Source organism: Flavobacterium chuncheonense (assembly GCF_042686145.1).
Lineage (GTDB): Bacteria > Bacteroidota > Bacteroidia > Flavobacteriales > Flavobacteriaceae > Flavobacterium > Flavobacterium chuncheonense.
The window spans coordinates 235,533-248,545 of the sequence record NZ_JBHUPC010000010.1 but is presented as its reverse complement, the minus strand read 5'-3'; the positions used below and the strand labels follow the sequence as shown (position 1 = coordinate 248,545).

Genomic DNA, 13,013 nt, shown 5'->3' with positions numbered 1-13,013 from the left:
ACCCTATAAAATGCCGGGCTTTACCTCCATACATTTTGAAATTTCCGAACGCAAAATTTTATTGCGGGTTTTTGATGTGTTTTTTGTTTTTCTGTTTTTATTTCTAATCGGTGAATTTTGGGACTTCAATTATTTTACCTTTAGAGGAAACAATTGTTATTGGACAATAGTTTTAGGTGTCTATATAGCCATATTCGGGACCGTTTTTGAAATGTACAATTTGCAGGTTTCGAGCAATCGTTTTTTAATTACAAGAAGCGTGTTGTTAACCACTTCAGTAACCACTTTATTGTATTTGTTAACGCCTTTCTTTACACCTGAACTTCCTGGAAATCGTTTGCAAATCCTACTTTTTTATGGCTCAATTCTTTTAGCTTTATTGTTGTGGCGCAATTTGTATTTGATTTTTTTGGCATCGCACCGTTTTGTAAAGCAAGTGATTTTTGTGGGGGATGCCACGAAGATTATGGATTTGGCCAATGATCTAAAGACGGTTAATCCACATTATCATATAAAGGGATTTGTAGCGACAACTACGGCGAATAGTACGACATCGGTTATACCTGAAATCACTTTGGAAGATTTAACAGCAATGGTGCGTAAGCATCCTATTGCTGAAATTGTGGTGACACACGATGTAAAGGCGCAAAACTCGAAAGCCTTGTATGATGTGTTATTAGAATTATTAGAAAATGGAGTGGTCATTCGGGATTATACCGAATTGTATGAAGCAGAAACCTATCGTTTGCCTTTGTATGATAAAGACGAAGAGGTGTACCGTTTTTTTCCGTTTAGCCGAAGCAATCAGAATAAATTGTATGCAATATACAGCCGTTTGTTGGATATCGTATTATCAGTGCTTGGGCTGTTGTTTTTTATTCCGATTGTTCCAATAGTTTTCCTTTTAAATTTGATAGGAAACAAAGGACCATTGTTGTACAAACAACTACGAGTAGGTAAAAATGGAAAAACATTTGGTATCGTAAAATTGCGCACAATGGTTCCCAATGCGGAACAAAACGGTGCCGTTTATGCCCAAACAAACGATGTGCGTATTACACCAATTGGTAAATTTTTAAGACGCTCGCGTATAGATGAAATACCACAATTTATAAACGTCTTAAAGGGGGAGATGGCGGTCATTGGACCGCGTCCAGAGCGTCCTGTTTTTGTGGAACAAATAGCAGAGCGTATACCTTTGTATCAAACGCGTCATGTTATCAAGCCGGGTTTAACCGGTTGGGCACAGGTGAATTACCCCTACGGACAAAGTTTAGACGATAGTTTAATGAAATTACGCTACGATTTGTATTACATCAAACACCGCAGTTTGTATTTGGATTTGAGTATTACGGTAAAGACAATCAGTACGATTTTGTTCTTCAGAGGACAGTAAATGTAAAACAATGAAAGCCTAATAGTTTTGTAATGCTTTTGGTTTTAGTTTTAAAATGAGGTCTCCTAGTAATAGCACGTTGGCTACAAGAAAGGGACTCATGATTCCCAAATGCACTTTATCCAGCATATACGCCAAATACGCCAACTGACAGAATAAAACAATTCGTGCAAACAAGCGAAGGGATGGCGTCTGTTTTTTAAGGGTGAAATAAGTTACTAATACAAAAAGAGGATTGAATAACAAAGCATTGTAATTCCATAAAACTTCTTGATGGAACGAATACAGTCCTACACAACAAAAGAACACTCCTAAAATTCCTTGAACAGTAAAATACGTTAAGGTAATGGCTTTTTTTCGAGCCAATACGATTAAGGCTAACACTAGAATGATAGTGTAAATGCTGTTTAATACATTCGGTTGAAAGTTGTTTTCTGGTGCTTGGTAAAGTGTTTTTACCGGTTGCGCCAACAGTTCACCCTTTACTTTTGTCTGTTCCAAAGATTTAATGAATTCCAAAGGTAAAAACAAGCGCTCTGCTGGTTGGTCTACTTTGGTTCCAAACATCATGTTAATCCCTAATTTTTCAAAAAAATGTTGGTCAACATAAGGGAAAAGGATATCACGATACGTAATAGATACGGGTTTTAGCGTGCTAATGTATTCGGCTCCCAAAACGGCGTTCACCTTATCGATAACCATAGTGGTACAATTACGATCGATAAATTTGTAGGTGTAATAGCGTTCATCACTTTTTAACGAATGATAAAGCTCTTGGAACAATTGCTGTTTTTGAGCGGTTGTAAGGTTTAAAACTTGTTCGTATATCGAGCGTTTGTCATAACGATAGCTGTATTCAAAATCGGCGTAGGAACTGGTAGTAACAAAGTATTGCAAATCACCCTTTACAAATTTTAGCATGAAATTAGGGGTGTCAAAATCAAACGCACCATAATTGAAGACTACATCAAGACCATTTTTTGAATCTTTAATTCGGATACCAGTATGCCCATATAAGGAGTACGATTCATTTCCTGTTCCACAATTTAAGATGCTTATGGTAGCATTGTCTGATAAAGTAATGTTTTGGGCAAACCCCCAATTCATTAGTAAAAAGGTAAACAGAAAAAGTAGTTTTTTACTCATTTTTGCTTTTTTTAGTTACGTTGTATGGGGTGCTTTAAAGACCAAATTTTAGTTAGCGTTCATCTGCTTTTTAACGAAATACACTAAAATCAATTTTTAGGGAAAAGATATTAGAATATAACGCAGCACTTTGGTTGCCTAAATCCGTTAAAGCGTAATCTACCTGTATGCCTTTGTATCGGAATCCAACACCAAAATTGGGTTGGAAACTTAGTTTATCGGAATTGTCGATTTGGGTAATTTGTTGAAAGTTACCAACACCGCCTCTTAAGAATACCAAATCCAAGTAACCCGCTTCAAAACCTACCGCTGGGTCAATACTCACCAAATCACTAGATACAATGTCATTTGTACGGGCAAACTGCATGTTCAAATTTGCAGCAGCTGTTATACTGTAGTCATAGCGAATAATGTACTTTTTGGAAACACCCAATTGTGCTTTAGGTAAAGTGATTTCAGTAGTTTCAGGAAGTTCTTGGTTTTCGCCAGGAACAGCATCTTTAATTTTCTGAAACTCCTCTTCGTTAATAATCCATGTATTGTAAGTGGTGGTAATGTCGCGCAACATTAATCCAAATTTCCAATCTTGCTCGTCACTGATGTATTGTAGACCTAAGTCAAAACCAAAGCCCCAAGAGTTGGCAAAGTCGCCAATAATGCGGTGAATTACTTTTGCGTTTACCCCGTAATTCAAACCTTGCACGGGTAAACTTCTAGCGTATGAAACCGTTAATCCGTAGTCGGCTGTTGAGAAAAGTGAAATACGGTTGTAATCGATATTACCTTGACTGTCGATTAATTGTGTGGTGTTTAAGATGTCATCTACTCCAAAACGGATTAAAGAAATACCCACAGCACTTCTGTCGTCGATAGGCATTGCAAAACCCGCATAATCGTATTGGGCAATATTGGCAAAATAATTGGCATGCATCAAACTAATTTGTTTGTCCTCCAATTGAATTAAACCAGCAGGATTCCAGTATCCGGCATTAACGTCGTTTGTTTGCGCCGTTACAGCATTACTCATACCCAATGCAGCTGCATCCACACCGATACTCATAAATTCATTGGAATATTTACGAACCGCTTGTGAATAACCGAGTTGGGATAATACAATAATAAAACAACCTAACGTTAACTTTTTCAATAGCACAATTTTTTACTTTTCTAGAACAGCAAAAATATAAATTTTAAATAAGCATACTACTTTTACGGAAGTAATTCTACCATTGATTTAGTAGTAAGCCTTTAAAATCTTACCTATTAAACTCGAAAAGTATTCTAATATTGTATTACATTTGCTTAAAATTTAAGGTTATTTTCATTATGAACATTACTAAATACATTCCTAATGCGCTTACTTTGTTAAACTTATTAAGTGGTCTATTGGCCTTGATAAGTGTGTTTAATGGTTTTTACGACCACGCGTTTACATTTGTGTGTTTGGGTATCTTTTTTGATTTTTGGGATGGTTTCTTTGCTCGAAAATTTAATGTACAAAGTGATTTAGGACTACAATTGGACTCTCTTGCCGATATGGTAACTAGTGGTGTTGTTCCGGGTTTGATGATGTTTAAACTTTTTGAGAATATCCAAATGAACCAATCGGCGTATATGCTTACAGAGGACACCTATTATATGGGAGTAGTGCCTTACTTGGGTTTTTTAATTACATTATCATCATGTTATCGTTTGGCTCATTTTAATGTTGACCCACGTCAATCTACTTCTTTTATCGGATTGCCCACTCCTGCAAATGCCTTGTTGATTATGAGTATTCCAATGATTCAGTATTTTGACCGTTTTCAAGGGTTAACCGATTTATTGGATAATCCATATATTTTATTGGGAATAACAGTATTGAGTACTTATTTGTTGAATGCAGAAATTCCTTTGTTTTCGCTTAAATTTAAAAAGTTGACTTGGGCGGATGCAAAATTGCAAATTCTATTTTTGGCATACAGTGTTATCTTATTAGCAGTATGGCAATTTGTTGCCATTCCTGTTATTATCTTCTCTTATATCTTAGTTTCTTTAGTGTTAAAAGCGGTAGATAAACCATAGACTTTGGCGGGTAAAAAGCGTAATTCAGGCAGAAATTTTAAAGCTAAGAAAAATTCAACTTTTTCGTTTTGGAAAGGTTGTTTGAGTTTTTTCTTGACGCTATTTATTTTAGGATTGGGTATTATAGCTTATGAGTATCGCGATGGTTTCTTGTATTATTTAGGGTTTAAAACCAATAAAAATATTGATGATTTATCACCATCTGAACGTAAAATAGCCGATATACGTATTTATGAAGTCTTGCAAAAACATGCAGATAAAGTGTATGGTTTTGATGTTTCAGAATACCAAGGCGCTATCAAATGGGACGAATTGGGTAAAGTGGAAGATACCTTCGCGTTATCGTTTGTGTTTGTTAGGGCTACGGCTGGAAAAGATAGAGTTGATTCACGATTCAAAGATAATTGGGAAGGTGCTCGTGAAGCAGAATTGGTTCGTGGTGCCTATCACTATTATCGTCCAAATGAAAACTCGCTGGAACAAGCTCAAAATTTTATTGCAAATGTGCCATTAGGAGTGGGTGATTTGCCTCCTGTTTTAGATATTGAACAATTACCCAAGAAACAATCTATTGATAGTCTTAAAGTGGGTTTACGTAGATGGTTGACGGCAGTAGAAAAGCATTATAAAGTAAAACCGATTATTTATTCTGGCGAAAGTTACTATAACGATTTTCTTAAAGAAAGCTTTTCCGATTACCCTTTTTGGATAGCAAATTATAATTTTTGGCGGCAAGAACCCGATGTGCATTGGTTGTTGTGGCAATTTACCGAAAAGGCAAAAGTTGAGGGTGTACCCAGCATGATAGACCTTAATGTGTTCAATGGTAGCAAGATTGATTTGCGAAACCATATTATGTATTAATACTTTTTGTATTTTTGTTTCATCAATTACTGTAAACCGATGAACAAAATACTAACTGTTTTTAGTGTAAAAGATCTAGAAAACTTATCTGGGATTAAAGCACACACCATAAGAATATGGGAAAAACGATACGAACTTTTCGCTCCACAACGTACCGATAATAATATTCGATACTACACAACCGATGATCTTAAGAAACTTTTAAATATTGCTTTTTTAAATAGTTTTGGATATAAAATTTCTAAAATAGCTGCCTTATCGGATGGTGAAATTAAAGACTTGGTGCAGCAAATTCATTCTGAGAAAACAAGCGCTTCAATTGCTATCGCTAATTTTAAATTGGCTATGTTTCATTTCGATTCGGCTTTATTTCATAAAACATATGATGATTTAAAGAAGACAAAATCATTTGAAGTAATTTTTGAAGAAGTGTTCATGCCACTATTGGATGAAATTGGTTTGTTATGGCAAACGGAAACTTTAAAGCCCATTCATGAGCATTTTATTAGTTCATTAATACGGCAGAAACTTTTTTCAGCAATAGAACATTTGCAGTTACAGCAAGAATCGGTTTCAAATGATGAGGTGTTTGTGCTTTTTTTACCTTTACAAGAGATACATGAATTGGGTATATTGTACGTTCACTATTTGTTGTTGCAAAAAGGAAAAACTGTTGTGTATTTAGGTGAAAATGTACCAGTTGCTGATTTGAAATCGGTGACTTCTCTTTTTGATAAAATTACCTTTGTTAGTTATTTTACAGTTTATCCTACTACTGATAAGGTGAATGATTATTTGCTCGATTTTCACTATGAAATTTTACAAGAAAAAGGCAATCAGTTGTGGATTTTAGGAAGGCAATCACAATTTTTAAATAAAGAAATTGAGGGTATACGATCTTTTTCGAGTATAAAAGATATGTTGATGCTTACATAATTTTTTTTGTTTCGTTTCATTTTGTTTAACTATTTCATTACTTTTGTTAGACAAAATAATTGTATGAAAAAGAAAATTGCCATAATTGGTTCTGGTTTTGCGGCTTTAGCAGCTGCTTCTTATTTAGCACAAGCAGGCCATGCGGTTTCAATTTACGAAAAAAATGCGACTTTGGGCGGTAGAGCAAGACGGCTTTCGAAAGACGGCTTTCATTTTGACATGGGGCCCACTTGGTATTGGATGCCAGATGTTTTTGAAAAGTTTTTTGGTGATTTTGGAAAGACCACTTCAGATTTTTACAAATTGCATAAGTTGTCACCTGCTTATCGTGTATATTTCAGTAAAGACGATAGTGTTACGATCTCGGATAATTTAAGTGCTATTATAAGTACGTTTGAAAGTATTGAAAAGGGAAGTGGGAAAAAGCTTGAAAAGTTTATAAAAACAGCGCAAATGAACTACAATATTGCTGTTGGTGAAATGGTGTACAAGCCAGGAGATAGTGTTTTGGAATTGGTGAGTTTGGAAACTATTTTACGCGTTAATCAATTTTTTTCTACAATAAGTACTGATGTTCGAAAACAGTTCAAAGACGAACGACTACGTCAAATCTTAGAGTTTCCTGTTTTGTTTTTGGGAGCCAAACCATCTGATACTCCTTCTTTTTATAATTTCATGAATTTTGCCGATTTTGGTTTAGGAACTTGGCATCCTGAAAAAGGTATGTATGCTGTAGTAGAAGCTATGGTTGGCTTGGCGAAAGGTTTAGGGGTTGCCTTTAAAACAAATGCTGCAGTTTCTGAGATTATAGTTGAGAATAATGCTGCTAAAGGAATTGTGGTTAATGGTGAAAGGATTACAGCCGATATCGTTTTAAGTGGAGCCGATTATCATCATACGGAAACTTTGTTACAACCGAAATATCGAATGTATAGTGAAGCGTATTGGAATAAGAAAGTTTTTGCACCCTCATCGCTATTGTTTTATGTAGGTTTTGATAAAGAAGTGGATAATGTGGTGCATCATAGTTTGTTTTTTGACACTCCTTTTGCTCCTCACGCGGCTGAAATTTATGATTCAAAAGTTTGGCCCCAAAAACCGCTCTTTTATGCAAGTTTTCCATCCAAAACGGATAGTTTTTTCGCTCCAGAAGGAAAAGAAGCAGCAATTTTTTTGATTCCAATTGCACCAGGATTAGAGGATACGCCTGAAATAAGGGAAAAGTATTTTGATATAATTATGGAGCGTTTGGAAGAAATTACCAACCAAGAATTAAAAAATTACGTAATTTTAAAAGAGAGTTTTTGCGTAAACGATTTTGTAAACGATTATAATTCGTACAAAGGCAATGCTTATGGCTTGGCTAATATATTGACACAAACGGCCTTTTTAAGACCAAAAATTAAGAGTAAGAAAGTAGCAAATTTATTTTTCACTGGACAATTAACGGTCCCTGGTCCAGGGGTACCTCCTTCTTTGATATCAGGAAAAATTGTAAGTGATAAAATTTTAAAAACCGTTTAACTATGAAAGCTTTATTTGATACCGCATCGCTAGAGTGTAGTAAAAAAATTACCAATTCTTACAGTACGTCGTTTTCATTGGCAATTAAGATGCTAGCACCAGAAATTAGAGATTCTATTTATGCTATTTATGGTTTTGTACGTTGTGCTGATGAAATTGTAGATAGTTTTGAGGGTTATGAGCAAGAAGTACTTTTGGATGAGTTTGAACTAGAATACCAAAAAGCATTGGAGCGCCGAATAAGTGTAAATCCTGTTTTAAATGCTTTTCAGGCTGTAGTACATCAATTTGATTTGTATGAATTAGTAACTCCATTTATGGCAAGTATGCGTATGGATTTAACACAAAAAGAATATGATACTAAAGAAGCTTATGAATCGTATATTTATGGATCCGCAGATGTAGTGGGATTGATGTGTTTGAAAGTTTTTGTGAAAGGAGATGTAAAACGTTATGAAGAATTAAAGGAAAGCGCCATGCGATTAGGCTCAGCTTTTCAAAAGGTAAACTTTCTGCGGGATTTAAAATATGACCACGATACACTAGGACGTATGTATTTTCCTGGCGTGAATTTTTCAAGTTTAACTGTAGCCGATAAACAAGCTATTGTTCGGGAAATTGAAGCGGATTTTCAAGAAGCTTTCAAAGGTATTGTAAAACTGCCAACCGAAGCTAAGTTTGGAGTATACACTGCATATCGATACTATAAGAGTTTGTTAAATAAAATTAACCGAACAGCACCACAAGCTTTTTTAAATACGCGTATAAGAGTGTCGAACCCCTTAAAATTATTAATTTTGAGTAAATCGTATTTGCGCTATCAATTTAATATTATAACATCATGATTTTTTTGATTTATGTAGTCGTTACTTTAATTACCTTTTTATTGATGGAAGGAATAACTTGGTGTACCCATAAGTTTGTGATGCATGGTTTTTTATGGTATTTACATGAAGATCATCATCAGCCAAAGTATCAAGGTGTTTTTGAAAAAAATGATGCTTTTTTTGTGATTTTCGCTATTCCTAGTATTGCTTTGTTTTATTTCGGTATTAACCCCGATTTGAATTTTATGTTTTTCATTGGTTTGGGTATATTGTTGTATGGAATTGCTTATTTTTTAATTCACGATGTTTTAATTCATCAGCGTTTCAAGTGGTTTAAAAATACTAAGAATAAATACTTAATAGGGTTGCGTAAAGCTCACAAAATACACCACAAACACTTAGGGAAAGAGGAAGGAGAATGTTTTGGAATGTTGAATGTTCCTAAAAAATATTTCAAAATATAGATGGAAAAATATCTCTATTTGTTTTTAGATATTGCTACATTGGCAATACCATTGTTAGCGAGTTTTTATCCTAAGCATTCATATTACAAAAATTGGATTTCCCTTTTCAAGGCAATCGTGATTGTAGCGGTGCCTTTTTTAATTTGGGATGCTTTTTTTACGGGGTTGGGTGTTTGGGGATTTAATGCAACCTATTTATCAGGTGTTTTTTTAGGGAATCTTCCTATTGAAGAAGTGCTATTCTTTTTCTGTATACCGTATTCTAGTGTTTTTGTTTATTTTTCAATGGAGTATTTGCTTAAGGAGAATTATTTCAAGAGCATTCACCGTTTTATATCAGTAACATTAATCTTAATGGGTCTCGTGCTATTAGTGTTTAATTATAATAAATGGTATACGGCTTCTACGTTTTGTTTGTTGGTTGTTTATTTAGTTTGTAATCTTATTTTGAAACGCGATTTGTCGCTTCATTATTTTGCCTATAGTGTAACTTTAGTCTTCTTCTTTATTGTGAATGGTGTTTTAACGGGTAGTTTTATAAGTGAGCCTGTGGTTTGGTATGATGATGCTCAAAATTTAGGTGTACGATTGGGAACGATACCTTTCGAAGATGTATTCTATGGCTTTTTGTTGATTGCTTTGGTAATCGACTTTTTCAATTATTTTAGAAACCAAAAAAGATTAGGACTAGCCTAATCTTTTTGTTTATTTTTTCTCTTGATTTTCTTTTAAAAGTTCTCCTTTTCCGTGTATGATAGTGGTTTTCGGAGCATCAAAATCGATTTTCTTTTTTCGTAATTCGAAGTTTTGACCCAAGTAAACTCTTCGTACCATTTCGTCTTCTACTAATTCTTCTGGCTTTCCAGCTTTTAGAATTCCTCCTTCAAACATCAGATAGGTTTTGTCGGTAATGGCAAGTGTTTCTTGTACGTTGTGATCGGTAATCAAAATTCCGATATTTTTGTTTTTTAATTGGGCTACAATGCGTTGGATGTCTTCAACTGCAACTGGGTCAACCCCCGCGAATGGTTCGTCTAATAAGATGAATTTTGGATCGGTCGCTAGTGCACGAGCGATTTCAGTACGTCTTCTTTCTCCTCCAGAAAGTAAATCCCCTCTGTTGGTGCGAATGTGTTGTAACGCGAATTCGTCAATTAACTCCTCCATTTTAGCTTCTTGTTCCGCTTTTGAAAGATTGGTTAATTGTAAAACACTCATAATGTTATCCTCGATGCTCAACTTTCTAAAAACAGAAGCTTCTTGCGCTAAATAACCAATTCCGTGTTGCGCACGCTTGTACATTGGAAAATTGGTAATATCCGTATTGTCGAGATAAATGTTGCCAGAATTGGGTTTGACTAATCCCACAATCATGTAAAATGAAGTGGTTTTTCCAGCTCCATTAGGGCCTAACAAACCGACAATTTCTCCTTGATTTACTTCAACGGAAATCCCTTTTACAACACTTCTTTTTTTATAGGTTTTAACTAAGTTGTCTGCTCTTAATTTCATGCTCCGATTTTTGTACTGTTGATTTTACAGTAGATTAGGCAAATAAACAAATAATCAATTAAACTAGTAAGTGAATTAACAATTATTTGATTTGTTCTAGGGCTTCCCAAAATTCGTACGCTCTTCTCAAATGTGGGATGACAATAGTACCTCCAACAAGTGTTGCAATGCTCATCGCTTCCATCATTTCTTCACGGGTAATACCGTTTTTATAAGCGGTTTCTAAATGGTATTTGATGCAATCATCACAACGTAAAACGGCAGAAGCTACAAGACCTAATAACTCTTTTGTTTTAACGTCAAGTGCTCCTTCTGTATAAGCATTCGTATCCAAATTGAAAATACGCTTAATCACTTTGTTGTTATCAGCTAATAATTTTTCATTCATTTTAGCACGATAATCGTTGAATTCTTTAACTAAATCTGACATAATTATTTTGTTATTAGATCGGTTGAATTGTTTTGACGTTTTAGTACTGCTGCACTTATGAAAATACTGATTTCGTATAATATTAAAATTGGTACGGCTACAATTATCTGACTTAGCACATCGGGCGGTGTTATGATAGCTGAAACAACCAAAATGGCAATTAAAGTATATTTGCGGTAGCTTCTCAATGCTGCAGGTGTTACAAGTCCGATTTTAGTTAAAAAGTAAATGATGATTGGTAATTCAAACAACAAGCCACAAGCTACGGTTGAAGAGCGTAGTAAACTTATGTAAGATGATAAGTCAATATCATTAAAAATTTCAGCACTTACATTGTAATTGGCTAAGAAATTTATTGAAAGCGGTGCAATTAAATAGTAGCCAAATAATACTCCCGCAAAAAATAAAATTGAAGCTACTATGATAAATGAACTCGCATATTTTTTTTCTTTTTCATACAAGGCAGGGCTGATGAATTTCCAAAATTCCCACAAAATAAAAGGAAAGGCGATGATGAATCCAGCAGTAATGGAGGTCCACATGTGAGCCGAAAATTGTCCTCCCATTTCTCTACTTTGTATTCGAATTGGAATTTCAGTAACACATAAACTTTGGTCTAATCCGAATTTTTGTGATAATTCACATAGCAATTGATACGTGACAAATGATGGGCTTTTAGGACCAAAAAGGATTTCGTTGAATATAAAATCACTAAAAAAGAAAGCAATAGTTGCGCCTATTAATACAGCTGCAGTGCTTCTTACCAATAACCATCTCAATTCCTCAAGATGGTCTAAAAAAGACATTTCGCCTAAGTTCTTTTTTTTCATTATACGATACCTTCTTTTAAAATGTCATGTAGGTGTAAAATACCTTTGTAGTTACCATTATCAATCACTACAAGCTGTGTTATGGCGTTGTTTTCTAGTGTGTTTAAAGCATCTGAAACTAAAATATCAGAGCTGATGTTTTTTGGATTATGAGTCATGATATCTTTAGCTACTAAATGCGTAAAAGTATCGTTGTTGTTTAACATTCTTCGGATGTCTCCATCCGTAATGATTCCTATTACAGTATTATTTTCAATCACTGCTGTCACTCCTAAGCGTTTTTCGGAAATTTCCATGATTACTTTTTTAATAGAAGCATCAGGTGTTACTTGAGGTGTATGGGTGGTGTCAAGCATGTCTTTCACGCGTAAAAGTAGTTTTTTGCCTAAAGCGCCACCTGGGTGATACAATGCAAAATCTTCGCTTTTAAAATTACGCATCTCCATAAGTGCTACAGCAAGAGCATCTCCAAGTGCTAATTGTGCTGTTGTACTATTAGTTGGTGCTAAGTTATTAGGGCAAGCTTCTTCTTCTACAAAGGCATTTAAGATATAATGCGATTCTTTTCCTAAGAAAGAATTCTTGTCAGCCGTCATCCCAATTAAAGTGTTGCCAAAACGTTTTAGTAAAGGCGTAAGTACTTTTATTTCAGGACTATTTCCACTTTTCGAAATACAGATTACAACATCGTCTTTTTGTAGCATTCCTAAGTCACCATGTACTGCTTCTGCTGCGTGTAAAAATAACGATGGCGTACCGGTAGAATTTAAAGTAGCTACAATTTTTTGTGCAATAATGGCACTTTTTCCAATTCCAGTAATTACCAGTCGTTGCTTCGATTGATAAATGATTTCAACACTTTTTACAAAATCGTCATCAAGGTAGTTTACAAGGTCTGCGACACTTTTGCTTTCTGATAGTAATGTTCTTTTTGCTGCGTTTAATATAGTTGTTTTTGCGTCCAATGCTGCCATTAAATTTATGTTTTGTACTTTTAAAGAAAGTTGTATCTTTATATTT

14 protein-coding genes are annotated in these 13,013 nt (G+C 34.7%); 8 read left to right on the top strand and 6 right to left on the bottom strand.

What is annotated here, in order from left to right; translation table 11 throughout:
- Positions 1–10 precede the first annotated feature (10 nt).
- Positions 11–1,396 (top strand): exopolysaccharide biosynthesis polyprenyl glycosylphosphotransferase, encoded by a 1,386-nt coding sequence (locus ACFS5J_RS03070; RefSeq protein WP_379810516.1) that lies wholly within the window; start codon positions 11–13, stop codon positions 1,394–1,396.
- 18 nt (positions 1,397–1,414) lie between these two features.
- Here the strand turns inward: ACFS5J_RS03070 and ACFS5J_RS03065 are convergent, their stop codons facing one another.
- Positions 1,415–2,542, bottom strand: a complete 1,128-nt coding sequence (locus tag ACFS5J_RS03065; protein ID WP_379810515.1) for a lipoprotein N-acyltransferase Lnb domain-containing protein — start codon at positions 2,540–2,542, stop codon at positions 1,415–1,417.
- A 70-nt stretch (positions 2,543–2,612) separates the two neighbouring features.
- Positions 2,613–3,689, bottom strand: coding sequence for a putative type IX sorting system protein PorV2 (locus ACFS5J_RS03060; protein WP_449267430.1), 1,077 nt, complete (start codon positions 3,687–3,689; stop codon positions 2,613–2,615).
- A 179-nt stretch (positions 3,690–3,868) separates the two neighbouring features.
- Between ACFS5J_RS03060 and ACFS5J_RS03055 the strand changes: the two genes are divergently transcribed.
- From ACFS5J_RS03055 to ACFS5J_RS03025, 7 genes are all read left to right on the top strand, one after another.
- A complete protein-coding gene (locus ACFS5J_RS03055) occupies positions 3,869–4,606 on the top strand; it encodes a CDP-alcohol phosphatidyltransferase family protein (RefSeq protein ID WP_379810514.1) in 738 nt (245 codons plus the stop codon).
- Between the two features lie 3 nt (positions 4,607–4,609).
- Positions 4,610–5,470 (top strand): glycoside hydrolase family 25 protein, encoded by an 861-nt coding sequence (locus tag ACFS5J_RS03050; protein ID WP_379810512.1) that lies wholly within the window; start codon positions 4,610–4,612, stop codon positions 5,468–5,470.
- 39 nt (positions 5,471–5,509) lie between these two features.
- On the top strand, positions 5,510–6,406 hold the full coding sequence (locus ACFS5J_RS03045) for a MerR family transcriptional regulator (RefSeq protein WP_379810511.1): 897 nt from the start codon (positions 5,510–5,512) through the stop codon (positions 6,404–6,406).
- A 63-nt stretch (positions 6,407–6,469) separates the two neighbouring features.
- A complete protein-coding gene (locus tag ACFS5J_RS03040; protein ID WP_379810510.1) occupies positions 6,470–7,930 on the top strand; it encodes a phytoene desaturase family protein in 1,461 nt (486 codons plus the stop codon).
- A gap of 2 nt (positions 7,931–7,932) precedes the next feature.
- A complete protein-coding gene (locus ACFS5J_RS03035; protein ID WP_379810508.1) occupies positions 7,933–8,775 on the top strand; it encodes a phytoene/squalene synthase family protein in 843 nt (280 codons plus the stop codon).
- Complete coding sequence (locus ACFS5J_RS03030; RefSeq protein WP_379810506.1) at positions 8,772–9,221, top strand: carotene hydroxylase; 450 nt, start codon at positions 8,772–8,774, stop codon at positions 9,219–9,221. Before ACFS5J_RS03035 ends, ACFS5J_RS03030 begins: the two co-directional genes overlap by 4 nt.
- Positions 9,222–9,917, top strand: a complete 696-nt coding sequence (locus ACFS5J_RS03025) for a lycopene cyclase domain-containing protein (protein ID WP_379810504.1) — start codon at positions 9,222–9,224, stop codon at positions 9,915–9,917.
- A gap of 9 nt (positions 9,918–9,926) precedes the next feature.
- Here the strand turns inward: ACFS5J_RS03025 and lptB are convergent, their stop codons facing one another.
- The 4 genes from lptB to ACFS5J_RS03005 all read right to left on the bottom strand — a co-directional run bounded on the left by lptB (position 9,927) and on the right by ACFS5J_RS03005 (position 12,967).
- Complete coding sequence (gene lptB, locus ACFS5J_RS03020) at positions 9,927–10,733, bottom strand: LPS export ABC transporter ATP-binding protein (protein WP_379810503.1); 807 nt, start codon at positions 10,731–10,733, stop codon at positions 9,927–9,929.
- Positions 10,734–10,815: 82 nt separating this feature from the next.
- Positions 10,816–11,163 (bottom strand): carboxymuconolactone decarboxylase family protein, encoded by a 348-nt coding sequence (locus ACFS5J_RS03015; protein WP_379810502.1) that lies wholly within the window; start codon positions 11,161–11,163, stop codon positions 10,816–10,818.
- Between the two features lie 2 nt (positions 11,164–11,165).
- Positions 11,166–11,993 (bottom strand): twin-arginine translocase subunit TatC, encoded by an 828-nt coding sequence (gene tatC / locus ACFS5J_RS03010; RefSeq protein ID WP_379810501.1) that lies wholly within the window; start codon positions 11,991–11,993, stop codon positions 11,166–11,168.
- Positions 11,993–12,967, bottom strand: coding sequence for a KpsF/GutQ family sugar-phosphate isomerase (locus ACFS5J_RS03005; RefSeq protein WP_379810500.1), 975 nt, complete (start codon positions 12,965–12,967; stop codon positions 11,993–11,995). The genes tatC and ACFS5J_RS03005 overlap by 1 nt, the downstream gene beginning before the upstream one ends.
- Between the last annotated feature and the right edge of the window lie 46 nt (positions 12,968–13,013).